The following is a 23,954-nucleotide window of genomic DNA, read 5'->3' on the forward strand; positions in this document are numbered from 1 at the left end:
ATGGATGTGGACGCCCTCCTCGACCGGATCGGGGCCAAGCCCCCGGCCGCGCCCACGGGCGCGACGCTCTCCGAACTGCACCGCGCCTTCGCCCTGACGATGCCGTCCGAGGACTACGACATCCACCTCGGCGTGCCGATCTCGCTACACCTTGACGACATCGCCGACAAGATGATCCGCCGCCGGCGCGGGGGCTACTGCTACGAGCTCAACGGATTGTTCGCGGGATTCCTGCGTGAGCTGGGCTTCGACGTCACGCTGTTCTCGGCGTTCACCATCGGCGAGGACGGCACCCACGGCCCCGACTTCGACCACCTGCGGCTGCTCGTCGACACGTTCGACGGCCTGTTCCTCGCCGACTGCGGCAACGGTGGGAGCTGGATCGACCCCGTGCCGCTGCGGACCGGCGTCCACGGTCACGTCCGGCTGCAGCGCGACGGTGACCTGTGGTGGACGTCCGAGCGCCGCCACGACGGCCGCTGGGAGCCGGGCTGGGCCTGGTACCCGCGGGCGAGGGAGCTGCCGGAGTTCGGGGAGCGCTCCCGCTACCACGAGCACGACCCGCACTCGTACTTCGTGGCCCGTCGCTTCGCCGTGCTGCCCACTCCCGACGGCCGGATCTCGCTGCTCAACGGGGTGTTCTCCGAGATCGACCACGACGTCCGGATCGACCGGAGGGTCGACGCCGACGAGGAGCGGTCGCTGCTGGCCGAGCGGTTCGAGATCGTGATCGACCGGCCCTGGCGACCCCTCGCGGTCGAGAAGAGCTCGACGGCTTCCTGACTCCGGTCCGTCAGCGGCGCCGGAGCAGCTCCGCCGCCTTCTCCCCGATGGCGACGGCGGTGGCGGCCGTCCCGCGGCGCGGCACCACCGGCAGCACCGAGGTGTCCGCCACCCGCAGATCCGCGACGCCGTGCACGCGCAGCTCGGAGTCCACGACGGGGCCGATCGCGGCGCTTCCGCTGAGGTGCTGGGTGGTGCCGAGGTGAGCGGCGATCCAGCCGTCCAGCGCGCGGTCGGAGCCGAGGACGTCGCCCGTCGGAGCCGTGCGTGTGCCGAGCCCGGCCCGGAGCATGTCGGCCCCCACGCGGATCGCGTGCCGCAGGCGGCGCCGGTCGTGCTCCGTGCGCAGGTAGGCGTAGGAGACCTGGGGGCGGGCCCGCGGGTCGGGCGAGGTGAGGGTGATCGTCCCGCGGCTGTCGGGGCGCTGAAGCGCGCACATCAGGTGCAGGTCGCTCCCGTTCTCGAACGGCCGGACGAACAGCATGACCTCCACGTCACCGGCCGGATCGGCCCCGGCGTCCAGGTCGAGTGAGGCCTGGACGCACGTCGCGTGCGGGTGGGCGGGCGGGTCGCCGGTGCCGAACGGGAGGTACACGGCGGGATGATCCGACCAGTCCTGGCCCACGCCCGGCAGATCGCGCGCCACGGCGACGCCCACCGCGCGCAGGTCGTCGGGTGGTCCGATCCCCGACAGCAGCAGCAGTTGGGGCGTCGCGATCGCGCCCGCGGCGAGCACGACCTCCCCCGCTTCGACCACCGTGCCGTCGTGCAGTTCGACGCCGCGGGCCCGGTCGCCGTCGAGCAGCACGCGCGCCACGGCGGAGTCAGTGCGCAGCACGAGGTTGGTGCGGGGCTCGCGAAGGTAGGCACGCGCGGTACTCACCCGCACTCCGTCGATGCCGCTGCTGGGCAGGAGCCCGGCGCCGGGTGGCCCACCCGCGTTCTTGTCGGGTTCAGCGGGGAAGCCGAGACGTCCCGCCGCGGCGAGGAAGCGGGTGGTGGCCGGGTGCGTGAGCTGCGCTGTCGGCCGCTGCACACGTACCGGTCCGCGGTCACCGTGCCAGGGTGAGCCGGGATGATCCAGGTCGTTCTCGCTGCGGATGTAGTGCGGGAGCAGGTCGGCCCACGTCCACCCGGGAACACCCCAGCCGTCGGCGTCCGCGGGGGTGGCCCGCAGCCAGCTCGCCCCGTTGATCGCGCTCGACCCCCCGAGCCCGCGGCCGCGCGGCACCGTGGTGACACGGCCGGGGCGCAGCTGCGCGGGGTAGGCCCAGTTGCTCGGATGCCCCGGCTGGGTCGCGGCCAGCGACCCGACGTCGAGCAGGTCGGGTGTGGACTCGGCCGGACCTGCCTCCAGCAGCAACACCCGCCGTGCCTGGTCCTCCGTCAACCGGGCAGCCAGAGCGCAACCGGCTGAACCGGCCCCAACGACCACCACGTCGAACTCCTGCCGGGGCACGTGGGAGAGGATGCACCCGATGACGGATCTCGCGCAGGACCTCGCCGACTTCATCGCAGCCGCGCCCACCCCGTACCACGCCGTGGCCCAGGGTGTCAGACGCCTCTCCGCCGCCGGGTTCACCGAGCAGCCCGAGGCGGGCCCGTGGGACGACCGCCCCGGCGGCCGCTACCTCGTGCGGGACGGCACGCTGCTCGCCTGGTTCGTGCCTGAGTCCGTCCGGCCCGGCACCCCGATGCGCATCTTCGCGGCGCACACCGACTCGCCGACGCTCAAGGTCAAGCCGCGCCCCGACATGGGAGCGGGCGGCTGGCGGCAGGTTGCCGTGGAGGTGTACGGCGGGGCGCTGTGGAACTCGTGGCTCGACCGGGACCTCGGCCTGGCCGGCCGGCTCGCGCTCTACGACGGCACCAGCGTGCTCGTGGACATCCACCGGCCGCTGCTGCGGGTGCCGCAGCTGGCCATCCACCTCGACCGCCAGGTCAACCAGGGCCTCACCCTCGACGCCCAGCAGCACCTGCAGCCCGTCTGGGGCCTCGGCTCGCCCTCCGACGGCGACTTGATCGAGTTCCTGGCAGGCGAGGTCGGCGTCGACCCTGACGAGGTGGCGGCACACGACCTCGTCGTGCACGACGTCAATCCGCCCGCGCTGCTCGGCGAGGAGGAGGACCTGCTGGCCGCACCCCGGCTGGACAACCTCGCCTCCGTGCACGCCGGCCTCGGCGCGCTCCTCGCGGCGTCGGACGACGTCGCCGCCTCCGACCGCCCGGCCGTGATCCCGGTGTTCGTCGGCTTCGACCACGAGGAGATCGGCAGCGGCTCGGCCAGCGGTGCGTCCGGCCCTCTGCTGGAGACGGTGCTGACGCGGCTCGCCGGTGGCTTCGACGCCCGCGGCACCGCGTTCGCGATGTCGCGCTGTCTCTCCGTGGACGTGACGCACGCGGCGCACCCGAACTACCTCGGCCATTACGACCCCACCCACCGGTCGCTGCCGAACTGCGGCCCGGCGCTGAAGGTCAACGCCAACCAGCGCTACGCCACCGACGCCCTGGGCGCGGCCGCCTGGCACCGCGCCTGCCGGGACGCGGACGTGCCCACCCAGTTCTTCGTCGGGAAGAACACGGTGCCGTGCGGCACCACCGTCGGGCCGCTCCTGGCCACCCGTCTCGGGATTCGGACCGTCGACGTCGGGATCCCGGTGCTGTCGATGCACTCGGCCCGGGAGCTGTGCGGGGTGCGCGACCCCGGCCACCTCGCCGCTGCGGCCACGGCGTTCCTCACCGACCCGGCGTGACGCTCCCTTCCTGCGTCAGCACCGTGGCGAGCCGGGACGCGAACTCTGCGGGGTGCGTCGCGTATCCCACGTGCCCACCGGGGAAGTCGACGACCCCGAGTCCCAGCCGCTCGGCGAGCACGAGATTCGGCCGGTAGGGCATGTGCTCTCGCGATTGCGCTCCCCCTGCGAGCACGATCCGGTCTGCGACCGCGGCGAGCGCATCCGGATCGGGGTCGTAGCGGGGGTAGGAGCGCAGTTCGTGCTCCAGCCAGAACGTCGCGTTCGGCTCGGCCCGCGCCATCATCTCGGCGACGGGCGGCGGAAGCTCCACACCGGGCGGCGGCCCGCTGCCGCCCACCCCGACCGCCACGCCGAACCGCTGCATCGCCGGCCACACACCTTCGGCGCGGTAGGTCGCGTACACGTCGTCGAATAAGGCACGCCAGTCGGCTCCGTCCGGCAGCAGCCCGGTGATCGGCGGTTCGTGCGCAACTGCGGTGGCGACGAGATCGGGGTGCCGTGCCATGAGTTCCAGCACGACGATCGCCCCGGAACTACTTCCGGACACGTGAGCGGGAGCGCCACCGAGATGGTCGATCAGTCGGCACGCGTCGTCGACGTCGGTGGCGATGCGGGTGTCGTCGTCCACCGGGCCGGACACGGGGCTGCGGACAAAGCCGCGCCGATCGTAGGTGGCCACGGTGAATCGGTCGGCGAGTGCAGCGGCGACGCCGCCGTAGATCGTCGAATCCCCGTTTCCGCCGACGACGAACAGCAGCAGCGGGCCGTTCCCACGGGTCTCGAGGTGCAGCCGGGCGCCCGGCACGTCGAATGCGTGGATCCCGGGTTCGGTCACGTCGCGACCTTGGCACGACATGATGCGCCCGAGAAGACCGACGATCAGTTGGGCGCTCATGCCGTCGCGCCCGTACCGTGTAGCGGATGCAACCGGAGCAACCCAATATCGCGGGTGGCCTGGACGCCGAGACGCTGGCGTTCGCGCACCGGATGTTCGATCTTGCGCGTGAAGGTCACACCGCCGAGCTGATTGCCCATGTCGACGCCGGGCTGCCGGCCAATCTCACGAACGACAACGGTGACACCCTGTTGATACTCGCCGCCTACCACGGACACTCGGACACGGTCACAGCGTTGCTGGAACGCGGCGCCGACCCCGCCCGCCTCAACGACCGCGGCCAGACAGCGCTCGCCGCCGCCACGTTCCACCGCTGCGCCGAGAGCGTCACCGCCCTCCTCGGCGCGGGAGCCGACCCCGAGCAGGGCAGCCAGTCGGCCCTCGCCACTGCCACCTTCTTCGATCTCCCCGACATGCTGGAGCTCCTGCAGCGGAGACAACAGTCGTGACGGCCGAGGAAGCGTCTCTGGCGGGCGAGCGCAACGTCTACTGGTTCGTCGGCGGCCCGCTGGACGGGCGCGTGCACACCCGCGAGCCATCCGAACCGGCGCCCTGCACCGTCCGCTACACCCATCTGCACGACGGACCGAAGATCGTGCACCACTACGACCTGCACGAAGTGGCCGGGCACGGTGGCGAATACCGGCTGCGGCGCCCCCAGGCAGGTGACAGCGGCGGCGACGACGTCAAGGATGGCGTCGACGACGGTGAGGACTACGACGGCGATCCGCGCGACCCTGCCGGCGACACGGGCTGAGGTCCCCTCAGGTGATCGGGTCGCGACAACGCGCCGATCATGTTGTGCTGGGGACGTCGCGGCACGGGGCTGCCGCCCGCACCCGCCGGCGAAGGAGGCGACGTGGCCGAGGAGCCGCAGGACTACGGGTTGTTCGGGCCCGACTCCGTGACGTGGCGCGTGCACCTCGAACCGGTGCTCTGGGTCGGCGGATTCCGGGCGCTGCTGCTGCAGTCGCTGCATCCCCGCGTGATGCGCGGGACCTATCAGAACTCGGCGCTGTTCGACCCGCGCAAGGCGTGGTCGAGGTTCCAGCGCACCGTGGAGTTCGTCGGCGTCCGGACGTTCGGCACGACCGCCGCCGTGGAGGCCGCGGCCGCCCGCGTGCGCAGGCTGCACGCCTCGCTGCGCGGCCACGACCCCGTGACCGGGGCGACGTTCCGGATCGACGAGCCGTCAGGGCTGCTCTGGGTGCATTCCACGGAGATCGACTCGTACGCCGACATCGCACGCCGGGCCGGGATCATCGACGACCAGCAGGTCGACCAGTACTTCGCCGAGAGCGTCCGGGCCGCCCGCGTCGTGGGGCTGCCGGCCGCCCCGGCGTCACGGATCGAGATGCGGACCTACATCGAGAGCATGCGTCCCGAGCTCGGGCTCACCGACGAGGCCCGCCACGCCGTGGGCAACATGTTCGCCCCGAAGGGCGGCGCGGCCCCGACCGTCGTGACGAAGCTGGCCGTCCCGGCCATCGCCTCGCTCGCCCTCGCGTCCCTGCCCCGCTGGGCGCGCCGCATGTACGGACTCCCGGGTGTGCCGACCACCGATCTCGGCGCCACCCTCACCCTGCGGACGCTGCGCACGGCCACCCACCTGCTGCCCGACATGCCGGCACCGCCGGAGATCCAACGGGCGCGCCGGCTGGTCCACGGCCGGGACGATGTATCAGAACGGCCGCATTCCTCTCTTGCCACTGGTGGGTAGCGGCACCGGGGGCGCCGCTACCCACCCCTGTGGGCCTCAGGACAGGTGGTGCACCTCCTGAAGCCCGTACACGGGCGTCGGGATGCCTTCGTGGCGCGCCTTCAGCTGCAGGGCCAGATAGAGCGAGTAATGGCGGGACTGGTGCAGGTTGCCGCCGTGGAACCACAGCCCCTCCTGCTGGGTGGGCTTCCACATGTTGCGCTGCTCGCCCTCCCACGGCCCGGGGTCCTTGGTGGTGGCGGAGCCCAGACCCCAGACCTTGCCGACCTTGTCGGCCACTTCCTGGCTGATCAGGTCGGCGGCCCAGCCGTTCATCGAGCCGTAGCCGGTGGCGTAGACCACGAGATCTGCGGGCAGCTCGGTGCCGTCGTCGAGCACCACGGCGTCCTCCGTCAGCTCACGGACCGTGCCACGCACGAGCTTGATGTCCCCGTTCGCGACGAGGTCACCCGCGCCGACGTCGATGTAGTAGCCCGAGCCGCGCCGCAGGTACTTCATGAACAGGCCCGACTCGTCGTCACCGAAGTCGAGCCAGAAGCCTGCCTTCTCCAGCCGCTCGTAGAAGTCGGCGTCGCGCTCGCGGATCGCGTCGTAGATCGGCTTCTGGAACTCGTGCATGATCCGGTACGGCAGCGACGCGAAGATCATGTCCGCCTTCTGCGTCGTGATCCCGCCCGCCACCGCCCGCTCGGAGTACAGGTCGGCCAGCCCCAGCTCCATCAGCGAGTCGGACTTCACGATGTGCGTCGACGAGCGCTGCACCATCGTCACATCGGTGCCGTGCTCCCACAGCGCCGCGCAGATGTCGTGAGCCGAGTTGTTCGAGCCGATCACCACCACGCGCTTGCCCGCGTAGGCATCCGGCCCGGGGTGCTGGGAGCTGTGGTGCTGATCGCCGCGGAAGCGGTCCTGGCCGGGGAGGGTGGGCACGTTCGCCTTGCCGGACATGCCGGTGGCCAGCACGAGCTGCTTGGGGTGCAGCACCACCTGCTCGCCTGCCCGGTCGAGCACCACGGTCCACTCGCCGGCCGCCTCGTCGTAGGACGCGCTGGTGGCGGTCGTGGAGGACCAGTAGTTGATCTCCATGACCTTCGTGTACATCTCCAGCCAGTCGCCGATCTTGTCCTTCGGCGAGAAGACCGGCCAGTTCTTCGGGAAGTCGATGTAGGGCAGGTGGTCGTACCAGACCGGGTCGTGCAGGCAGAGCGATTTGTAGCGGCTGCGCCACTGGTCGCCCGGACGTGGGTGGCGGTCCACCACCACGTGCGGGATCCCCAGCTGCCGTAACCGCGCGCCCAGCGCGATCCCGCCCTGACCGCCCCCGACGACCACCACATAGGGCTCGGTGGTGCGGCCCATCTCGGCCTGCTCCGCCTCGCGGGCCTCCTTCCAGGAGATCCGGTCGCGGTGGGCCCCGTGCTCCACACCCATGGGCCGCTGTTCGCCCTGGGGCTCCTCGTGGCCCTTCAGCTCGTAGAGCGTGGTGAGGAAGGTCCACGCCCCCTCCTCGACCAGCCGCAGATGCCCCCGGCCACGCCCGACGGCCGTCTCGAACTCCAGCCACGCCTCGACGACGCCGCCGGCCTCCGTCGGCTCCTCGGTCGTACGGAAACCCCGGGGGTCGGTGCGCTCGAGCGTGGTCCGCAGCAGCTCCGCCACACCCTCGCGGCCCTCGACCGTGGTGATGTTCCAGGTGAACGCGATGAGGTCGCGCCAGAACGAGGTGGTCGCGAACAACCCGGCCGCGCGCTCGGCGTCCCGCGCGGCCAGCGCCGCTTCGAAGTCCGCCAGCCACGTGTCGACACGTTCACGCGCCGTCGTGCCGGACGCCGGTTCGAGCGTCTGCGTCATTCTCGCTCCCCGTGGTCGTGCGCCCTCCTCGTCGACGGCGCCCTGGTTCGCAGGAAACACGGCGACGGAGCAACACAGCAGGGTTGCAAGGGGTTGCAACGGTCCCTTGTGCCCCGTATCGCGCGGGTTGCAGGATGGCGGCCGGAGGAACCCATGCCCCGTCCGGAGAGCGCAGTACGGCCCGGTGAGGACCCACGAGAGCGGGCCAGGGTGCTCGGCCGGGTACGGGATGCCGCTCTGAGCGGGGCCGCTCCCCCGGTCTCCCCACGGCCGGTGATCAGCGCATCGTGGCGGCGGGTGCGGGACGCCGGGCTCGACCCACGCGGATCGGCCGAGCAACCGCTGCTCGACCAGGCCGACCTCGAGCAGCGCCGCGCGGCCAGCGGGCTCGCGCCCCTCCTCCCGCTGTTGCGGGCCCGGCTGCTGCCTGTGGCCGAGGCAGCCGCCCAGATCATGGTCGTGGTCGACGCCGAGGGGCACGTGCTGTGGCGCGAGGGCGGAGCCGCCGTCCGGCGCCGGGCCGACGACCTCCGGTTCGTCGAGGGCTCGGCGTGGGACGAGAACACCGTCGGCACCAACGCGATCGGCACGAGCCTGGTGGTCGAGGAACCCCTGCACGTCTACGCCGGGGAGCACTGGTCGGAAGGCCACCAGCCGTGGACCTGCGCGGCAGCGCCCCTGCACGACCCGATCACCGACCGCCTGCTGGGCGCGGTCGACCTGAGCGGGCCCGCCCACACCGTCCACGCCAGCACGGTTGCGCTCGTCGACGCCGTCGCCCGGCTCGTCGAGCTGGAGCTACGGCTCACGCACGAGCGGGCGGTCGAGCGGCTGCGGGTGGTCGCGGCGCCGGTGCTCGCCCGGCTGTCCGGCCCGGCTCTGGTGGTGAGTCAGGACGGCATCCCCGCGGCCGCGGTCGATCTCCCCGTCCCGGCCAGGGTGGCGATGCCCGACGCACTGGCGGCGGGCGAGGTGTGGCTGCCGGGACTCGGGCTCTGCAGCGCCGAACCACTGCCGGGAGGATGGCTGCTTCGCCCCCGGACGGCGGGCGCGGACGGTCCCACCCATCTGCTGGTCGACCTCACGAGCGCGCCGCCCCAGATTCACGTGACCACCGCCAGCGGCTCCTGGCAGCAGACGCTGACCCCGCGCCACGCCGAGGTGCTCCGGGCGCTGGCCCGCAGTCCGGAGGGCCGCTCGGCCGCGCAGCTCGCCGAGGACCTCTTCGGCGAGGGCGGCAGCCGCGTCACCGTGCGCGCCGAGATGTCACGGCTGCGCCGGACGCTCGGCCCGCTGCTGCAGCACCGGCCGTACCGCATCGCCGCAGGGGTGCGCGTCGAGCTGCGGGAGCCGGCGGCGGGAGTCATCCACTCCTCGTGACGTCCGGCGCGACCGGAGCGCGCAGCAGTCGGGGCAAGGCCACGGAGATCAGCACGCCGAGGGCCGCCACCAGCGGAATCGCGCCGACGGCCCATGCCGCGTACACGCCGAAGGTGGCGATGTCGGTGCCGATTCCGGCCACTGAGGTGACCGTGGCACGCGATCGGCTCTCGATCCGCTCCTGCAGGCGCGCGTCCACCACCACGAGGACGCACCGGTACGCGCCGTAGAACGCGGCCAGCGCCGCGATCCCCGCCGGATGGTCGGCGAGCCCGGCCGCTCCGAACAGGAACATCGCAGCTCCGAGCACCACGGCGAGCGACACGGAGCCCAGCCGGCCTGCCCGCCCCGCGAGGGCGGCCCCCACCACCCCGGCCAGCACGATCGGCAGGTCGGCCACCGGGACGAAGGCCGTAGGCACCCCCCAGCCGACGACGATGAGCGGGAAGTACTCCTCCACCGCGTCGAAGGCTCCCAGCAAGGCCGTGGCCACCACGACGGCACGGACACCGGGCCGGTTCGCGGCGACGACGAGACCGGCGCGCAGCGTCGCGAGATAGCTCAGCTCGTCCTCGTCCTCGTCGGTGCCGCTCCCACGCGGGGGCTCCGGCAGGCGGGACGCCATCGCGGCCGCGGCCAGGCATACTCCGACGCTCACCCACCCGACCAGCGGAAACCCGCCCACGGCGTACAGCACGGTGGCGGCGAGCGCGGCCGGGAGCTGCGCGACCAGCTCCGCTGCGGTGACCCACCCGTTGACCCGGGCGTACTGCTCCTCGGCGCCTGCGGCGACCAGCCCGTCGTAGAGCAGTGCCTCCTGCGCGCCGGACACGAGCACACCGCCCAAGCCCCAGAGGACGAACCCGAGCGCGAACCCGGCGAAGCTCGGCAGCAGAACCCAGGCGCCGTAGCCGCAGGCCTGCAGGACCCCAGCGGCAACCAGGCAGGCGCGCCGCGAGAAGCGGTCGGCGAGCGCACCGGACGGCACCTCGGCGACGACCCCGACGGCGGACCAGATCGCGAACAGCGCGGAGATCTCGGCCGCGGACAGGCCGCTGTCGGCGAACAGCAGCGCGTAGAGGGGGTAGAGCGGGATGACATCGGCCAGCAACGCCCACCCGAGCATGCGTCGGGCCAGCGGACGGGCCGGGGGCGGCAAGGTGCGTCAACCGGGCATAACGCCCAAGCTAACGGACCCCCGTCGCCCCGGCCGAACGCTTTTCGATGAGCGGTCGCGACATGGACACGTATCGCTGTTCCGCGCGCGCCGCACTCCGCGTCATGTCTCCATGAGACTGCCGGCGGGGCGGGCCAGCTCCCGCCCGAGGTGCGCCGGCGCCGGTCGGCCCCGGCGGATCAGTCTGCGGAGGTCGGCAGCGCTCTGGTAGCTGAGCTGGAGATGGAAGTAGTTGACGTACTCGGCCACGGCGAAGAGCCACACCGCCGCCGCGAACCACTGCGCGAAACCGCCACCGGTCACGATGTCGGCGACGACCACGACCAGCGTGACACCGAGCACGACGATCAGTCCCACGCGCGCAATGGCGAATGCACGCAGGTTCGGGGTGCGCGCGAGACCCCGGCTCGCCTTGGCGGCGCGGGCGAACCAATAGCAGGCCCCGACGACGAGCGCCGCGTCGACCGCGACCCAGGCCGCCACGGCGCCCGCCGTCGGGCCGGTCACTCGTAGGAACACCGCGGGTAGCAGCACGGCACACAAGAGCTCCACCGCACCCTGGACTCGCAACCGTCGCGCCATCGCTTCGCCTGCCACCCGCCAAGCATCCACTGGATCACCGGACATTTCGCCATGGCACCCCACAACGGTAAAAGTCGAACAGATGGGATCATCCGGAGACGATCCTCAACCACCACGAGGCCTCGATGAGCCCGACGGGGCGGGCGAAACGCCAGGCCGACCGCTGAAGGAGCGCATGATGGGCACGATCAAGGTGCACGAGTTCACCACCATCGACGGAGTGATCGACACACCGACCTGGACCTTCGGCTACGAGTTCACCCCCGGGATGAGCGACGCCCTGGGCACCGTCACGGGTTCGTGCACGGCCATCCTGCTCGGCCGCACCACCTACGAGATGTTCGCCCCGGCCTGGTCCTCCCGCACCGTGGAAGACGACCCCGGGGCCCCGTTCTTCAACGACACCCCCAAGTACGTCGTCTCCTCCACCTTGGAGCAGGCCGACTGGAACAACTCGAGCGTGCTCGGCGGCTACGACACCGAATCCATCCGCAAGTTCAAGGATGGCGTGGACGGCGGGATCTACATCAGCGGTAGCGCCACTCTCGTCCGGGCCCTGATCGCCGACGGCCTGGTCGACGAACTCCACCTGTTCGTCTACCCGGTCGCACTCGGCACGGGCTTGCGGCTGTTCCCCGAGGGCACACCGAAGACGACGATGACCCTTGTCGGTAGCCAGGCCTTCGACAACGGAGTGGTGCAGTTGACCTACGGGCCGGGCACCTCGGACTGAACCGATCGCCCCACGTCGCGGGTTTGACAACGCACCCCGGAACCTCCTTGTCAGGTTCCGGGTGCGTTGTCGCTCGTCGATTTGTTCGAACCGACCTGCGCAGACAATTCTTTCCCTGGGTGCCGACGTGCTTCTGGTGCTCGGTCACGACGACTGCGGCGCCGTCAAGACCGCGATCGATGTGGCTGACGGGAAGATGCCCGCAGGAGAGTTCGCGCCGTTGACGGACCCGATTCAACCGGCGGTGGCGGAGGCGCGCCGGACCGGCGCAACCGGACCGGCGTTGCTGCACGAGGCCATTGCAGCGAACGTGCGCCTGGTGGTCGCCGCGCTGCCCGCCATGGCTTCCGGGCTTGCGCAGGCGGTGCAGGCCGGCAAGTTGACCATTCGGGGCGGCGTGCTCACCCTGTCCAGCGGAAAGATCGACCTGCTCGACTGAAGAATTGCCGGCGTGACCGCGAACGCGACAGAACGCTCGTACGCACCACTGACCGATGCTCACCTTGCACGTCTGTCGGTGATCGCCGACGAGGACCACCGCCACTTCACCCGGCGGCAGGGGCGTCCGGAGTACTCGGCACGCCGGCTCTGCGTGACCCTTGCGCAGGGAGCTGCGCTCCACCGCCTCGATGGCACAACGGGCGTCAAGGACATCGACGTGTGGACGTTCTACGCGGCGATCCTGGGCGAACCGTTCACGTTCGGCCAGCGGAAGCGACACGTCGACTTCGGGGTGTCGGAGCACGGCCGGAACTCCTACCCCGACCACTTCGAGCACCGCCAGTTGCCGCGGTGGTCACGGTTCGCCGGGCGACGAGTCGATCTCATGATTCGAAGCCTTCCCGTCCCTCCCGAGGCACCCTCCGACGCGATCGTCGATGCGCTTCGCCGGTGGCTGACCGCCGGCGCGCAGCGGCGCCGGGCCGACCCGGAAGACAGGATGCCGTCGAACTGGTGGCTCGCGCAGAAGGCCGTCGTGCTGATCGATCCCATCACGGATCGCGGGCAGGTCGTCTGGCCGGCAGGGCCCACGTCTCCCGATCATGCTTGCACCGCCTTGCTCGGATGAGCTAATTTCTGTTCGTGCAAGCAAGAACGTTCACCGGGTCGGGCAGGCGAGCCCAAATCGTGACGGCGGCGATCGAGGTGATCGCCGAGGTCGGCTACGCCAAGGCGTCGTTCAGCCGGATCGCGAAGCACGCGGACCTGTCGAGCACCGGCATGATCAGCTACCACTTCGCAGGCAAGGACGACCTGCTCACGGCGTGCGTCGCCGAGATCGAGCAGGTCACCGGGGCGTTCATGCAGCCGCGCATCGACGCTGCCGACGGCCACGTCGCGCGCCTGCGCGCCTACGTCGAGTCGAACCTCGCGCTTGTCGGCGAGCACCCCGCGGCCGTCCGGGCACTGATCGACATCGTGAAAAACGCCGCCTCGCAGAGCCCCGCCGTCAACGGCCGTCTCGCCGTGTTCGAGGAGCACTTCCGCTCCGGGCAGGCGGCGGGCGTCTTCCGCCCCTTCGACGTGCGGACCGTGACCATCGCCCTCATCACCGGCCTCGACGCGGTCGTCGTCACCGCGGCCGACACAGCACCCGAACCCACCGAGCTCGCCCGCCTGGGGCGCGAGCTCGCCGATCTGTACGTGCGGGCGACCGCACTCGATCCCGAGGGGGGATCCGCCTGATGATCGACGAGAAGACCGTGCCCGACGCGGGCCTATGCCGGGTGATCCGCGCCAACGCGATGACCGTCGTGTTCGAGGTGGTCGTGCCGATGGCACTGTTCTACGGTCTGCGCGCCGCGGGCGTGAGCCAGTGGTGGGCACTCATGGCCGGCGTCCTCGTGGCCGCGCCCTTCGTGGTCTGGACCATCGTCCGAAACCGCCGGGTCGATCTCCCCGCCCTGGTCACGTTGAGCGTCCTGGTGCTCTCCGTCGTGCTCGGCCTACTGTCGGACGACCCACGCACCCTGGCGATCCGGGAGGGGTGGACCGCCGCGCTCGGCGGCCTGTTCGGCGTGTGGATGCTGGTCACCGTCGTCGTCGGCAGGCCCGCCCAGCTGACGTTGGGCCGGACGATCGCCGAGGTCAAGCGCGGCGCCGAGGGTGCGGCCGCGTGGGCGGCCCGCTGGGAGACCGACGCCCGGTTCCGGCGCGGACTGCGCATCAACACGGCCGTCTGGGGCGCCGTGTTGCTGGCCAACGCCGTGGCGCACGTCGTGCTCGTCTACACGCTGCCCATCGACCTCATCTCCCTGGTCACCACCGTGGTGTGGCTCGGCGCGCTGGCGTGCCTGATCACCTGGCACGTCTGGTACCTCCGCAAGGAACACCTCGATGCCTGACGTCCTGGTGGCGGGCCGGCCTGCCGCAGCGTGCTCGTGGACGCGTCACTGCCTCTGGGCCGGGCCGACCTCGTCGGGAGACCCGGCCGGCCCTCGACCGGAGAGCAGGTCGGCAGCGCGCTCGGCGATGGCGTAGACCGTGGCGTTGGTGTTGGCGGAGACGATCGAGGGCATCACCGAGGCGTCGGCGACGCGGAGCCCGTCGATGCCGTGCACCGTGAGGTCAGGGGCGACGACCGCACCGTCGTCGATCCCGATCCGGCACGTCCCCACGCCGTGGAAATAGGTCAGCAGGTTCGCCCTGAGGAATTCACGCATGTCGCGCTCAGCCCGGACCGAAGGATCGGGTAGCACCTCCTCGCCGCGCCAAGGATCCAGCGCGGGAGCCCGGCCGATCTCGCGGGCGAGCTCCAGCCCCGCGCTCATGACATCCATGTCTCGCTCGTCCGTGAGGTAAGCGGGGTCCACGAGAGGGACGCCGGTGGGATCGGCGCAGTCCAGCCGAACCGTCCCCCTGCTGTGCGGAAGCATGGCCGAGAACCCGATCGAGTAACCGTTCTCGGGCCCGGCCAACACCGGGGCGTAGTGCGGGATCACTGTGAAGAGGAGCTGCAGGTCGGGCACGTCGGCGGCCGGGCTGCTACGCACCAGGCCGATCGCCTCCGCGTGGTTGAACCGCCCCGGGGGCATCGGCCGCGCCGCGCTGTGGACGACAGTCGATATCGGGTGGTCGTGCAGGTTCGAGCCGACACCTTGAAGGTCCAGCGTCACGGCGATGCCGGCCTCGCGGAGATGGGTCCACGGTCCGATCCCGGAGAGCAACAACAACTGCGGCGACCCGACGACGCCCGCAGTGAGCACGACCTCTTGCGAGCAGGCAGCTTCGAGAACCTCGCCTCCGATCGTGTACGCGACGCCCGTGCAGCGACCCCGCTCGACGATCAGCCTGCGGGCTGTCGCCCCTGTCACCACGTCGAGGTTCGTCCGGTGAAGCGCCGGCGCCAAATACCCGTCCGCAGCACTCTGCCGGATCCCGTCGACGATATTCAGATCGGTCAGCCCCACCCCCTCTGTCACGCCGGCACTGACGTCCTTCACCCGTGGAAGGCCGCGTTCGACCGCGCCGTCCAGGAGCGCCACCGTCACCGGATGTGGCTCGTTCGCCGGAGCGACCGTCAGCGGGCCACCCCGCCCCCGCAGTCCAGGGGCGCGACCCGTGGTGTTCTCGGTGCGCATGGCGTACGGGAGCAGGTCGAGGAATCCCCACCCCTTCGCGCCGCCCTCGACCCAGGCGTCATAGCTGGAGGGGTGGCCGCGAGTGAAGACCATGCCGTTGATGGCCGAGGACCCTCCGAGACCGCGCCCGCGCGGCCACGGCATCGCAGCCCCGGTGGCCGCGAGCTCAACGGTGGCGGTACCCCAGTCCATCGACGAACCCAGCAGACTGACCCATTCACGCGGTACAGCGGCACGGTCCAGACCCGGGCCGCCTGCCTCCAGCAGGAGAACACGGACGTTCTCGTCCTCCGACAGCCGGGCCGCGATGACGCACCCCGCGCTGCCTCCACCCACAATGACGAAGTCGTGAGTCGATGTCGGTGCAGCCATCCTTGTCAACCTTTCGCGTCAGAAAAGTACGAAAATCGTGCGAACTACGGCTTTTCGTTGGCTGCTTTTCATGAGACACGCATAAAGCTTCCGTAGCTGAAAAACTCCGGGGATTCTCACACCCAGGCGCGCCGGCCGAACGCGGCAAGCTCGGCCTCAGCCAGCATCGCTTCCGCATCCGCCACCTCGCGAAACCACGCAGTATTGCGCTCGACGCCATGGTCGTAGCGGTTCGCGCGGAACCACCATTCGTCGTACTCGTCGGTGCGCGCGCGGTCATAGCCGATCTGATCGGCGACGATATCGCCCATGACACTCAGGGGTCCTCTGCCAGTGCAGATTCACAATCGGAAGTAACTCGCCGAGATCACCTCACCGGTGGGCCACCGCGGCGAACATCGTGACCGAGGCGTGGAACTCGCCTCGCCTCTGCGCGTCCGCCAGCCCGGCGAGGAACTGCTGCCGTTGCTCTGCGGTGATCTCGCCGTGAGCGACGGCCAGGTCGGTCAACGCCAGCAGCCCGGCGTTCAGGAACATGTCGTACGGCAGGAACAGCGTGCGCGCCTCGTGGCCGGTGACCGTCAAGCCCGCTCCTGCCAGCCAGCTTCGCAGCTTGCGGCCCGCCAGCGGCTCTCGGTTATGGAGGCTGCCCGCCAGCATGGACTCCATGGTCCGCAGCACCTCGGGGTCGCCCGGGTACAAGGTCGCGCTGGACCAGTCGCTGTCGATCAACACAACTCGCCCGCCCGGCCGCAGCACTCGCGCGATCTCGGCGACCGCGTGCTCGGGCCGGTCCAGGAACTGGAACACCCGTTCACACAGCACCGCGTCGACCGACCCGTCCGCGAACGGGGCCGCATGGACGTCTCCGTGCACGAACCGGGCCGCTGAGCCGGCGCGCCGCGCTCGGTCCTCCGCCACGGCCAGCAATCCCTCGTTCGCGTCCAGACCGATCGCCTCTCCATCCGGACCGACGGCAGTTGCCAGCCGCTGGACCGAGGAGCCGGTGCCGCTGCCGACCTCCACCGCACGTTGACCCGGGCACACCGCCAAAACTTCGTGCGCCCAGCCCCGTAATTCGCTCACGGCCGACGTCGCCGCCTGCTGATCGAGCAACTCGACGAGGTATGAAATCTCCTTTTCGTCGACCCGATCCGACTGGAACGATCGAACCCTCAGTTCTCCATCCGACACACCACAGAAGTTACTTCACGGGATCCCGGCAACTGACGACGTGAGCATTGTCACCGTGGATCCGCCCCCGCTGCAACCGTCCACAAAAGAGACAGACTGTAACTACAGGTCGCCGGAATCATGATTCCCCCATGGCCTTTGCGAGGCCTCCTGATGTGCCGCCGCGTCACGCGCCTCGAACTTCCCCTCGCCGGTCAGCAATAACCCCGGGGAGTTATTTATTCAGCGCTCGGGGCGACCCATTGCGATTGGTGGTGCAGGGCATTGGGACATGGGTAACCTCGGCCCATGTCGCAGGCGCAAACACCGATCGTCCGTCTGAACAGCGGCGTCGAGATCCCGCAGATCGGGTTCGGCTCCTGGCCGGTCGAGTCGGCCGTCGTCGTGCGCGACGCGATCGAGGCCGGATACCGGCACATCGACACGGCCGCGGCCTACGGCAACGAGGAAGCCGTGGGGCAGGCCGTCCGCGAGTGCGGGCTGCCGCGCGCGGAGCTGTTCGTCACAACGAAGCTGGCCGACGACCGTCACGGCTATGACAAGGCGATCGCCGCACTCGACGAAAGCCTGCAGAGGCTCGGCCTCGACCAGGTCGACCTCTGCCTGATCCACTGGCCGCACCCACGGGCGGAACGCATCGTGGAGACCTGGAGGGCTTTCGAGAAGATCGCCTCGGACGGCAAGGCGCGCGCGATCGGCGTCTCCAACTTCCGGATCTCCGACCTCGAGCGCCTCGCGGCGGAGACCGACACGCTGCCGGCGCTGAACCAGATCGAGCTGCATCCGTGGCTCCCACAGCGCGAGCTGCGTGCCTACCTCCGCGAGCACGCGATCGCGACCGAGGCCTGGAGCCCGCTCGCCAAGGGCGGGGAGCTGCTCACGGACCCGACGATCGCCGGGCTCGCAGAGAGGCACGGCAAGTCGCCCGCGCAGATCGTGCTGGCCTGGCATCTCCGGCTCGGCAACATCGTGATCCCCAAGTCGGTGACGCCGTCACGCATCAGGGAGAACATCGACATCTTCGACATCCGGCTGTCCGACGAGGACATGGCCGCGATCGCGAAGCTCGAGAACGGTCGCCGCACCGGCCTCGACCCCGACGTCTTCCCCTGACCACCCTCACGCCGAAGGTTCACCGGCCACCAGCGCTCGGAAATCGGCGGCCGTCATCACGTGCGCCGTGGTGCGCGCAAGTATCGCAAGCGTCGTGCGGTGGATATCGTCGGCCGACAGCGCACCCTGGCCGACCTCGAGGTAGTCGACCGTTCCCGTCACGTCAGCGAGAAATGCCACACGATAGTTGTGGAACATCGCATCTCGTGCCGTCGCGTGACAGCAGCACTCGGTGGTCGTCCCGGAAATCACGACGGTGTCGATTCCCCACTCGCGCAGTATCAGGTCGAGATCGGTGGCGAAAAACGCGCTGTAGCGATGCTTCTTGATCACATGCTCACCCTCGGCCGGAGCCAGTGCGGGGAAGATCTCGGCACCCGAGCTTCCGTCCACCAATGCGGCGCGCTCGGCGATCTGCGGGATGAGATCGTCGTACAGGCCCATGTCCGAACCGTCACTGCGGTGGACGTGCGCCGTGTAGATGACCTTGATACCGGCGGTGCGGCAGAAATCCAAGGTGTCGGACAGCCTCCCGACCATCGCCGAGGCCTGCTTGACCTGCATGGACGCACCTTCGTCGACGAAATCGTACTGCATGTCCAGAACAATCATCGCGGTGCGGGACGGGTCGATCCTGTCGATCACGTACGGCATGGCATCTCCCGATCTCGTGGGACTGCAATATCGCTTTGAGGACGCGGAAAAATCGCGGTGCCCGACGGCACGCCGAACCCTGCGGCAGCCGGCAAAAATGGCCTGTTGTCGAATCTGCCAGTACAGGTTCACAGTCGAAAGATGACGAATATCATAAATGGATCCGATCGATGCCGAGCACGGCGGCAGGTGATTGCGAATGCACCCTGACTCGGGTTTTGGTGTCAACAGCACGACACGCCCGTGCCACCGGGCCCGGTGCCGGGCGTGACCGGGGAGCGTCAGAGTGGGTCGAGGCGAGCCTTGAGCAAACAGAACTCATTGCCTTCGGGGTCGGTCAGGACATGCCATTGCTCCTCGCCCGTCTGACCGATGTCGGCCGGGCGAGCACCGAGCCCCAGAAGGCGTTCGAGCTCGGCGTCCTGATCGCGGTCGGTGGGATTGACGTCGATGTGCAGCCGGGATTTTCCCTGCTCCGGCTCATCCCTGCGACTGAGGAAGATCGTCGGCTGCGGACCGCCGAACCCTTCGCGCGGCCCGATCTCCACCGAGCCGTCGTCCTCGCGATCGAGCACGACGAAGTCCAGGACCTCGCACCAGAACCGCGCCAGCACCTCGGGGTCGCGGCAACCGAGCACGAGCTCACCGATACGACACGCCACGGCCGAAACCTACTCCCGGCATGGGAACTGCCCGGGGGAAGCTCCCAATGCCGTCATGCACGCTGTATCGCCGCTGCCGGCACACGTGGTGCGGGGGGATCGCCGGGGTAACCCCGTGACCTGGCGGAAGCGGAGGGATTTGAACCCCCGGACCCTTGCGGGTCTCTCGCTTTCAAGGCGAGTGCATTCGGCCGCTCTGCCACGCTTCCGGAGAGAGCGTAGCCCGCTGCCGGCACCGCATTGCAGCTCCACCCGAGTCGCGCAACGGCCTGGATCGTGAACGGAGGGTGACAGGCGCCGGACCGAGCAGGCGCACCGCCCATCAGGTGTGATGGGATCGGCGCCCGAGCACGGGAGGCTGCGATGCGGTTCGACGAGAACGCTGATCTCGACACCTCGAACATCGACGACCTGCGGGGCGGCGGTGGTGGCGGGGGCGTCGGAGGTCGGGTCGCGGTCGGGGGCGGCGGCCTCGGCATCATCGGGCTGATCCTGTACTTCCTGCTGTCCTCCTTCGGCGGGGGTGGTAGCGGGGGCGGAGGCGGGCTGGGGCTTCCGTCGGGGCTGGGCAGCCTCCCGCAGGGTCAGACGGCCGACACGTCCCAGGCAGCGTCGAGCTGCCGGTCGGGCGCCCAGGCCAACACGGAGCTGGACTGCGAGGTCGTGGCCGTCGTCAACTCGCTCGACGGCTTCTGGAGCGACACGTTCGCCCGGTCCAACATCAGCTTCCAGCCTCCGCGCACCAACTTCTTCAGTGGTTCGGTCAGAACCGGGTGCGGTGGCGCCACCTCCGACGTCGGCCCGTTCTACTGCCCCACCGACAACGAGATCTACATCGATCTCACGTTCTTCCGCGAGCTGGAGACGCGCTTCGGCGCCGAGGGCGGCCCGTTCGCGCGGGCGTACGTGATCGCCCACGAGTACGGCCACCACGTCCAAGCCCTCCTGGGGACGAACCAGCGTGTGCGGGCCGGGGACGCGGGTCCGACCTCGGGCTCGGTGCGCCTGGAGCTGCAGGCCGACTGCTACGCCGGCGTGTGGGCCAACCACGCGACGTCGGTGCCGACGGCAACCGGTCGCCCGCTCATCACCGACGTCACGCAGGAGGACGTCTCCGCCGCGCTCGACACCGCCGGGCGGATCGGCGACGACTACATCCAGAGCCAGCTCGGGGGCGGGCGCGTGGACCGGAGCCAGTTCACCCACGGCACCTCCGCCCAGCGCGAGCGCTGGTACGCAACCGGCTACCAGACCGGCGACCCGACCCGTTGCGACACGTTCGCCCGGGGCGTCAACCTCGGCTGAATTCCGCCCTGATCGGTTCGAGATCCGCCTGATCGCCCCGCCGAGGGCGGAAAGCCGGATCTCGCGAGGGTCGGCTTCCGTCCAGCAGAACTGACGTGGCTGCGCCGGTCCGCTGATCCGTAGCGTTCGAGCGGACCTGCGACGGCGCAGCGGACGAGAGGACCACCCATGACCTCGACGACGGACCGTGCCCAGGAGCTCCAGGACCCGGGCTCGACGTCCGGCCTCCCGGCCTCCGACGAGTTCTCGATCTTCACCGGTGAGGCGGTGCATTCGCTTCGCGACATGCTCACCGAGGTCACCTTCACACCAGGCCCCGGCGAGGAGTTCGCTGCGACGTCCATGTTCAACGGCCTGCGGTCGCTGGTCCCGTTCTGCCACGCGGGGTCCGAGGGGTTCAGCATCGTGCGCGTCTACCTGGCGCCGAACTACATCCTCCCGGCGCACACGCACGACAGCGACTGCCTCTACTACGTGCTCCAGGGCCGGGCCATCCTCGGCAAGCGCGTGATCGAGCCGGGCGGCGGCTTCTTCGTCCCCGCCGGCAAGGCGTACGGCTACACGGCGGGAGCCGAGGGCGCCGAGGTGCTCGAGTTCCGGCACGCCACCACCACGGACTTCCACGAGACCGAGCGCAGCCCCGCCCGCTGGCAGAAGATCCTCGAGAACGCCGAGCGGAACGACGGCTGGAAGGACGCCGACCTGCCCTACTGAGCGGGGACGCCGAGGAGCGGGCGGCACGCGTCGACGCCCTCGACCTGCAGGGTCCAGGGCGGCCGCACGAACCACTCGGGGGTCACGAGCAGTCGCACGTCCTCCGTGGCCCGCCCGCGGCGCACGTGCGACTCCGTGCCATCAGGCTGATAGCCGAGTCGCTCCGACACGCGCATCGACGCCGTGTTCTCCCGGAACGCCGACGACCGGGCGCGCACGGCGCCGAGGTGGTCGAAGGCGAACGCGAGCACGGCGGCGCGCATCTCGGTGCCGATACCGCCGCGCTGGTGGCGCAGGCCGACCCAGGAGCCGGTGACCACCTCGCGCAGGATTCCGAAGTTCACGCCTTTCAGCCCTTGCATGCCGACCACGCGCCCGTCGAGGCGGACGAGGAAGTTGACCGTCCATCTCTCCGGAGTCAGCTGCGCCCGCTCGGACCAGTAGTACTGCAACGTCTGGTGGCCGATGTCGTCCGTCCACGGGACGAGGAACGGCATCTCCTCGGGCGGGTGCACCCCGCGTCCCGCCTCCGCGACGAGCTCGAGCAGGCCCTCGTCGTCGTCGGGGCGCAGCACCAGCCGCGGAGTCCGCAAGGTCAGGTGGCGCAGCGGCCAGGGCTCCGGCGTCATGGCGGCACCCTGCCGGATCTGCACGGGTGAACTCGACCGAATAGTTTCGAAGCCATGCATGCGATCACGGTCAGTGCCCCGGGCGGTCCGGATGTCCTCCAGTGGACCGAGGTCCCCGACCCAGTAGCGGGGCCCGGGGAGGTCGTCATCGACGTCGTGGCCAGCGCGGTCAACCGCGCCGACCTGCTGCAGCGTCAGGGTCACTACCCGCCGCCCCCCGGTGCGTCGGACATCATCGGGCTGGAGTGCTCGGGGCGGATCGCACAGATCGGCGACGGCGTCGAGGGATGGCAGGTCGGCGACGAGGTGTGCGCGCTGCTCGCCGGCGGCGGCTACGCGGAGAAGGTGGCGGTGCCGGCGGCTCAGCTCCTGCCGGTGCCCTCCGGTGTCGACATCGTGACCGCTGCGGGCCTCCCCGAGGTGGCGTGCACGGTCTGGTCGAACATCGTGGGTGCGGGCCGGCTCAGCGCAGGCGAGACGTTCCTCGTGCAGGGCGGCAGCAGCGGGATCGGGACGCACGCGATCCAGGTGGCGAAGGCGCTCGGTGCTCGGGTCGCGGCCACGGCGGGGGCGCCCGACCGGCTGGAGCGCTGCCGTGAGCTCGGTGCCGACATCGTCATCGACTACCACGACGACATCCCCGCCGAGCTGAAGAAGGCCACCGACGGCTACGGCGCCGACGTCATCCTCGACAACATGGGCGCCAAGGGCCTGGCCGCCAACATCGACGCCCTCGCCCCCGACGGGCGGCTGCTGATCATCGGCCTGCAGGGCGGCGCGAAGGGCGAGCTCAACCTCAGCAAGCTGCTGGTCAAGCGGGCCAGCGTCACGGCGATGGGGCTGCGCGGCCGCCCGGTGGACGGCCCCAACGGCAAGGGCGCGGTCGTCGCGGGTGTGCGGGAGCAGGTGTGGCCCATGATCGAGCAGGGGAAGGTACGGCCGATCACGCACGGCAGCGTCCCCATGCCCGACGCCGGGAAGGCTCACGCGCAGCTGGAGGCCGGAGGTGTGGTCGGGAAGTTGCTGCTGGTGACGCCGGGCAACGACTGACGGTCGAGCACGCGCCTGCCCGTCGCAGTGCGGATACGGTATCGGGAAAACAGGACGTTGACAGTGATGCGGCGGGCATGGCATCTGCTCGCCGGGGAACACGGGGACCAATGAGCCAGCCATCGGAACAGAACGCGAACGACAGCGGCGAGCAGCAGGTCGTGGTCATCGGGCCGGACGGCCGTCCCGTGGGCATGGCGACGCTACCGCGGTCGGGCGAGGACGGTGGCGACCAGCAGGGCGGTATGGAAACCATGGTCGAGCAGCCCGGCAAGGTCATGCGGATCGGCACGATGATCAAGCAGTTGCTCGAGGAAGTGCGAGCGGCGCCGCTCGACGAGGCCTCCCGCAACCGGCTCCGCGAGATCCACGAGAACTCGATCAAGGAGCTGGAGGACGGCCTCGCGCCGGAGCTGCGCGAGGAGCTGCACCGCCTCAGCCTGCCTTTCACCAACGACAGCACCCCGTCCGACGCCGAGCTGCGGATTGCACAGGCACAGCTCGTCGGCTGGCTCGAGGGGCTGTTCCACGGCATCCAGACGGCGTTGTTCGCCCAGCAGATGGCTGCCCGCCAGCAGTTGGAGCAGATGCGCAGAGGGCTACCGCCCGGTGCCTCTCCGCAGCAGCAGGGCCCAGAGGGGCACCTCGGACGGGGGACGGGCCAGTACCTGTAGGCCGGACGACCACAACCGGTCACCGGAGAGGCGCGATCATGCCTCAAACCGGCGACGACCTCGCGTTGCTGCAATCGGGGCAGGCCCGCACGAGCCACCCACAACTCGTCGGTACCCTCGTCCGGTGGC

Annotated in this window: 27 protein-coding genes and 1 tRNA gene; 16 read left to right on the forward strand and 12 right to left on the reverse strand. The window is 70.1% G+C overall.

Annotation, left to right across the window (positions count from 1 at the left end; all coding sequences use genetic code 11):
• On the forward strand, nt 1-783 hold the full coding sequence (locus tag MMF94_RS38355; protein ID WP_241042391.1) for an arylamine N-acetyltransferase family protein: 783 nt from the start codon (nt 1-3) through the stop codon (nt 781-783).
• Nucleotides 784-793: 10 nt separating this feature from the next.
• Here MMF94_RS38355 and mftG read toward each other — a convergent pair whose 3' ends face one another.
• Complete coding sequence (gene mftG, locus MMF94_RS38360) at nt 794-2,242, reverse strand: mycofactocin dehydrogenase MftG (RefSeq protein WP_241042392.1); 1,449 nt, start codon at nt 2,240-2,242, stop codon at nt 794-796.
• A 19-nt stretch (nt 2,243-2,261) separates the two neighbouring features.
• On the opposite strand from mftG, the gene MMF94_RS38365 reads away from it, so the two are divergent.
• Complete coding sequence (locus MMF94_RS38365; RefSeq protein ID WP_241042393.1) at nt 2,262-3,536, forward strand: M18 family aminopeptidase; 1,275 nt, start codon at nt 2,262-2,264, stop codon at nt 3,534-3,536.
• On the opposite strand, the gene MMF94_RS38370 is transcribed toward MMF94_RS38365, so the two are convergent.
• Nucleotides 3,520-4,374: an alpha/beta fold hydrolase gene (locus tag MMF94_RS38370; protein ID WP_241042394.1), complete on the reverse strand. Its 855-nt coding sequence runs from the start codon at nt 4,372-4,374 to the stop codon at nt 3,520-3,522. The two genes, MMF94_RS38365 and MMF94_RS38370, sit on opposite strands and share 17 nt — an antisense overlap.
• A gap of 86 nt (nt 4,375-4,460) precedes the next feature.
• On the opposite strand from MMF94_RS38370, the gene MMF94_RS38375 reads away from it, so the two are divergent.
• The 3 genes from MMF94_RS38375 to MMF94_RS38385 all read left to right on the forward strand — a co-directional run bounded on the left by MMF94_RS38375 (nt 4,461) and on the right by MMF94_RS38385 (nt 6,154).
• Complete coding sequence (locus tag MMF94_RS38375; protein ID WP_379660343.1) at nt 4,461-4,883, forward strand: ankyrin repeat domain-containing protein; 423 nt, start codon at nt 4,461-4,463, stop codon at nt 4,881-4,883.
• Nucleotides 4,880-5,191 carry a hypothetical protein gene (locus MMF94_RS43640; protein ID WP_338104418.1) on the forward strand — a complete coding sequence of 104 codons (312 nt, stop codon included), beginning with the start codon at nt 4,880-4,882 and terminating at the stop codon, nt 5,189-5,191. Before MMF94_RS38375 ends, MMF94_RS43640 begins: the two co-directional genes overlap by 4 nt.
• A gap of 102 nt (nt 5,192-5,293) precedes the next feature.
• A complete protein-coding gene (locus tag MMF94_RS38385) occupies nt 5,294-6,154 on the forward strand; it encodes an oxygenase MpaB family protein (RefSeq protein WP_241042395.1) in 861 nt (286 codons plus the stop codon).
• A gap of 36 nt (nt 6,155-6,190) precedes the next feature.
• On the opposite strand, the gene MMF94_RS38390 is transcribed toward MMF94_RS38385, so the two are convergent.
• Entirely contained in the window at nt 6,191-8,005 is a 1,815-nt protein-coding gene (locus tag MMF94_RS38390) for a flavin-containing monooxygenase (protein ID WP_241042396.1), read from the reverse strand.
• Nucleotides 8,006-8,158: 153 nt separating this feature from the next.
• Here MMF94_RS38390 and MMF94_RS38395 point away from each other — a divergent pair, with 153 nt between their 5' ends.
• Nucleotides 8,159-9,385 carry a helix-turn-helix domain-containing protein gene (locus tag MMF94_RS38395; protein ID WP_241042397.1) on the forward strand — a complete coding sequence of 409 codons (1,227 nt, stop codon included), beginning with the start codon at nt 8,159-8,161 and terminating at the stop codon, nt 9,383-9,385.
• Here MMF94_RS38395 and MMF94_RS38400 read toward each other — a convergent pair.
• Together MMF94_RS38400 and MMF94_RS38405 are read right to left on the reverse strand one after the other, a co-directional pair.
• Nucleotides 9,369-10,511 carry an MFS transporter gene (locus tag MMF94_RS38400; RefSeq protein WP_241042398.1) on the reverse strand — a complete coding sequence of 381 codons (1,143 nt, stop codon included), beginning with the start codon at nt 10,509-10,511 and terminating at the stop codon, nt 9,369-9,371. The genes MMF94_RS38395 and MMF94_RS38400 overlap by 17 nt on opposite strands.
• Before the next feature lie 153 nt (nt 10,512-10,664).
• Nucleotides 10,665-11,159 (reverse strand): hypothetical protein, encoded by a 495-nt coding sequence (locus MMF94_RS38405; protein ID WP_241042399.1) that lies wholly within the window; start codon nt 11,157-11,159, stop codon nt 10,665-10,667.
• Between the two features lie 163 nt (nt 11,160-11,322).
• Between MMF94_RS38405 and MMF94_RS38410 the strand changes: the two genes are divergently transcribed.
• The 5 genes from MMF94_RS38410 (at nt 11,323) to MMF94_RS38430 (ending at nt 14,222) form a co-directional block, all read left to right on the forward strand.
• Nucleotides 11,323-11,877, forward strand: a complete 555-nt coding sequence (locus tag MMF94_RS38410) for a dihydrofolate reductase family protein (protein ID WP_241042400.1) — start codon at nt 11,323-11,325, stop codon at nt 11,875-11,877.
• A 61-nt stretch (nt 11,878-11,938) separates the two neighbouring features.
• Nucleotides 11,939-12,316 carry a carbonic anhydrase gene (locus MMF94_RS38415; protein WP_277398921.1) on the forward strand — a complete coding sequence of 126 codons (378 nt, stop codon included), beginning with the start codon at nt 11,939-11,941 and terminating at the stop codon, nt 12,314-12,316.
• A 12-nt stretch (nt 12,317-12,328) separates the two neighbouring features.
• Nucleotides 12,329-12,946, forward strand: a complete 618-nt coding sequence (locus tag MMF94_RS38420; protein ID WP_241042402.1) for a hypothetical protein — start codon at nt 12,329-12,331, stop codon at nt 12,944-12,946.
• A gap of 14 nt (nt 12,947-12,960) precedes the next feature.
• Entirely contained in the window at nt 12,961-13,563 is a 603-nt protein-coding gene (locus MMF94_RS38425) for a TetR/AcrR family transcriptional regulator (protein WP_241042403.1), read from the forward strand.
• Entirely contained in the window at nt 13,560-14,222 is a 663-nt protein-coding gene (locus tag MMF94_RS38430; protein ID WP_379660348.1) for a VC0807 family protein, read from the forward strand. The genes MMF94_RS38425 and MMF94_RS38430 overlap by 4 nt, the downstream gene beginning before the upstream one ends.
• Nucleotides 14,223-14,267: 45 nt before the next feature.
• On the opposite strand, the gene MMF94_RS38435 is transcribed toward MMF94_RS38430, so the two are convergent.
• The 3 genes from MMF94_RS38435 to MMF94_RS38445 form a co-directional block, all read right to left on the reverse strand.
• Nucleotides 14,268-15,830, reverse strand: coding sequence for a GMC family oxidoreductase (locus tag MMF94_RS38435; protein WP_241042405.1), 1,563 nt, complete (start codon nt 15,828-15,830; stop codon nt 14,268-14,270).
• A 116-nt stretch (nt 15,831-15,946) separates the two neighbouring features.
• Complete coding sequence (locus MMF94_RS38440) at nt 15,947-16,141, reverse strand: hypothetical protein (protein ID WP_241042406.1); 195 nt, start codon at nt 16,139-16,141, stop codon at nt 15,947-15,949.
• Between the two features lie 61 nt (nt 16,142-16,202).
• Nucleotides 16,203-17,024: a methyltransferase domain-containing protein gene (locus MMF94_RS38445; RefSeq protein ID WP_277398922.1), complete on the reverse strand. Its 822-nt coding sequence runs from the start codon at nt 17,022-17,024 to the stop codon at nt 16,203-16,205.
• Between the two features lie 288 nt (nt 17,025-17,312).
• Between MMF94_RS38445 and MMF94_RS38450 the strand changes: the two genes are divergently transcribed.
• Nucleotides 17,313-18,137 (forward strand): aldo/keto reductase, encoded by an 825-nt coding sequence (locus MMF94_RS38450; RefSeq protein ID WP_241042408.1) that lies wholly within the window; start codon nt 17,313-17,315, stop codon nt 18,135-18,137.
• A 6-nt stretch (nt 18,138-18,143) separates the two neighbouring features.
• Here the strand turns inward: MMF94_RS38450 and MMF94_RS38455 are convergent, their stop codons facing one another.
• The 3 genes from MMF94_RS38455 to MMF94_RS38465 form a co-directional block, all read right to left on the reverse strand.
• Nucleotides 18,144-18,791 (reverse strand): cysteine hydrolase family protein, encoded by a 648-nt coding sequence (locus MMF94_RS38455; RefSeq protein ID WP_241042409.1) that lies wholly within the window; start codon nt 18,789-18,791, stop codon nt 18,144-18,146.
• Nucleotides 18,792-19,072: 281 nt separating this feature from the next.
• Nucleotides 19,073-19,453: a VOC family protein gene (locus MMF94_RS38460; RefSeq protein WP_241042410.1), complete on the reverse strand. Its 381-nt coding sequence runs from the start codon at nt 19,451-19,453 to the stop codon at nt 19,073-19,075.
• Nucleotides 19,454-19,574: 121 nt separating this feature from the next.
• Nucleotides 19,575-19,662: transfer RNA gene (locus MMF94_RS38465), tRNA-Ser, on the reverse strand.
• A gap of 154 nt (nt 19,663-19,816) precedes the next feature.
• Here MMF94_RS38465 and ypfJ point away from each other — a divergent pair.
• On the forward strand, nt 19,817-20,758 hold the full coding sequence (ypfJ, locus tag MMF94_RS38470) for a KPN_02809 family neutral zinc metallopeptidase (protein WP_241042411.1): 942 nt from the start codon (nt 19,817-19,819) through the stop codon (nt 20,756-20,758).
• A 168-nt stretch (nt 20,759-20,926) separates the two neighbouring features.
• Nucleotides 20,927-21,472, forward strand: coding sequence for a cupin domain-containing protein (locus MMF94_RS38475; protein WP_241042412.1), 546 nt, complete (start codon nt 20,927-20,929; stop codon nt 21,470-21,472).
• Here the strand turns inward: MMF94_RS38475 and MMF94_RS38480 are convergent.
• On the reverse strand, nt 21,466-22,101 hold the full coding sequence (locus MMF94_RS38480) for a GNAT family N-acetyltransferase (protein ID WP_241042413.1): 636 nt from the start codon (nt 22,099-22,101) through the stop codon (nt 21,466-21,468). The two genes, MMF94_RS38475 and MMF94_RS38480, sit on opposite strands and share 7 nt — an antisense overlap.
• Nucleotides 22,102-22,155: 54 nt before the next feature.
• Here MMF94_RS38480 and MMF94_RS38485 point away from each other — a divergent pair, with 54 nt between their 5' ends.
• On the forward strand, nt 22,156-23,151 hold the full coding sequence (locus MMF94_RS38485; RefSeq protein WP_241042414.1) for an NAD(P)H-quinone oxidoreductase: 996 nt from the start codon (nt 22,156-22,158) through the stop codon (nt 23,149-23,151).
• Between the two features lie 110 nt (nt 23,152-23,261).
• Nucleotides 23,262-23,825, forward strand: a complete 564-nt coding sequence (locus MMF94_RS38490) for a bacterial proteasome activator family protein (RefSeq protein WP_379660341.1) — start codon at nt 23,262-23,264, stop codon at nt 23,823-23,825.
• The last annotated feature ends 129 nt before the right edge of the window (nt 23,826-23,954 follow it).

The sequence above is a fragment of the Pseudonocardia alaniniphila genome, from assembly GCF_022524485.1.
Lineage (GTDB): Bacteria > Actinomycetota > Actinomycetes > Mycobacteriales > Pseudonocardiaceae > Pseudonocardia > Pseudonocardia alaniniphila.

What these genes read in the sequence shown, in the direction of transcription:
- ypfJ (WP_241042411.1), top strand. Translation starts at nt 19,817, where the DNA reads ATGCGGTTCGACGAGAACGCTGATCTCGACACCTCGAACATCGACGAC.
- MMF94_RS38395 (WP_241042397.1), top strand. Translation starts at nt 8,159, where the DNA reads ATGCCCCGTCCGGAGAGCGCAGTACGGCCCGGTGAGGACCCACGAGAG.
- MMF94_RS38355 (WP_241042391.1), top strand. Translation starts at nt 1, where the DNA reads ATGGATGTGGACGCCCTCCTCGACCGGATCGGGGCCAAGCCCCCGGCC.
- MMF94_RS38455 (WP_241042409.1), bottom strand. Translation starts at nt 18,791, where the DNA reads ATGCCGTACGTGATCGACAGGATCGACCCGTCCCGCACCGCGATGATT.
- MMF94_RS38365 (WP_241042393.1), top strand. Translation starts at nt 2,262, where the DNA reads ATGACGGATCTCGCGCAGGACCTCGCCGACTTCATCGCAGCCGCGCCC.
- MMF94_RS38485 (WP_241042414.1), top strand. Translation starts at nt 22,156, where the DNA reads ATGCATGCGATCACGGTCAGTGCCCCGGGCGGTCCGGATGTCCTCCAG.
- MMF94_RS38400 (WP_241042398.1), bottom strand. Translation starts at nt 10,511, where the DNA reads ATGCTCGGGTGGGCGTTGCTGGCCGATGTCATCCCGCTCTACCCCCTC.
- MMF94_RS38475 (WP_241042412.1), top strand. Translation starts at nt 20,927, where the DNA reads ATGACCTCGACGACGGACCGTGCCCAGGAGCTCCAGGACCCGGGCTCG.
- MMF94_RS38410 (WP_241042400.1), top strand. Translation starts at nt 11,323, where the DNA reads ATGGGCACGATCAAGGTGCACGAGTTCACCACCATCGACGGAGTGATC.
- MMF94_RS38375 (WP_379660343.1), top strand. Translation starts at nt 4,461, where the DNA reads ATGCAACCGGAGCAACCCAATATCGCGGGTGGCCTGGACGCCGAGACG.
- MMF94_RS38450 (WP_241042408.1), top strand. Translation starts at nt 17,313, where the DNA reads ATGTCGCAGGCGCAAACACCGATCGTCCGTCTGAACAGCGGCGTCGAG.
- MMF94_RS38435 (WP_241042405.1), bottom strand. Translation starts at nt 15,830, where the DNA reads ATGGCTGCACCGACATCGACTCACGACTTCGTCATTGTGGGTGGAGGC.
- MMF94_RS38480 (WP_241042413.1), bottom strand. Translation starts at nt 22,101, where the DNA reads ATGACGCCGGAGCCCTGGCCGCTGCGCCACCTGACCTTGCGGACTCCG.
- MMF94_RS38390 (WP_241042396.1), bottom strand. Translation starts at nt 8,005, where the DNA reads ATGACGCAGACGCTCGAACCGGCGTCCGGCACGACGGCGCGTGAACGT.
- MMF94_RS38440 (WP_241042406.1), bottom strand. Translation starts at nt 16,141, where the DNA reads ATGGGCGATATCGTCGCCGATCAGATCGGCTATGACCGCGCGCGCACC.
- MMF94_RS38490 (WP_379660341.1), top strand. Translation starts at nt 23,262, where the DNA reads ATGAGCCAGCCATCGGAACAGAACGCGAACGACAGCGGCGAGCAGCAG.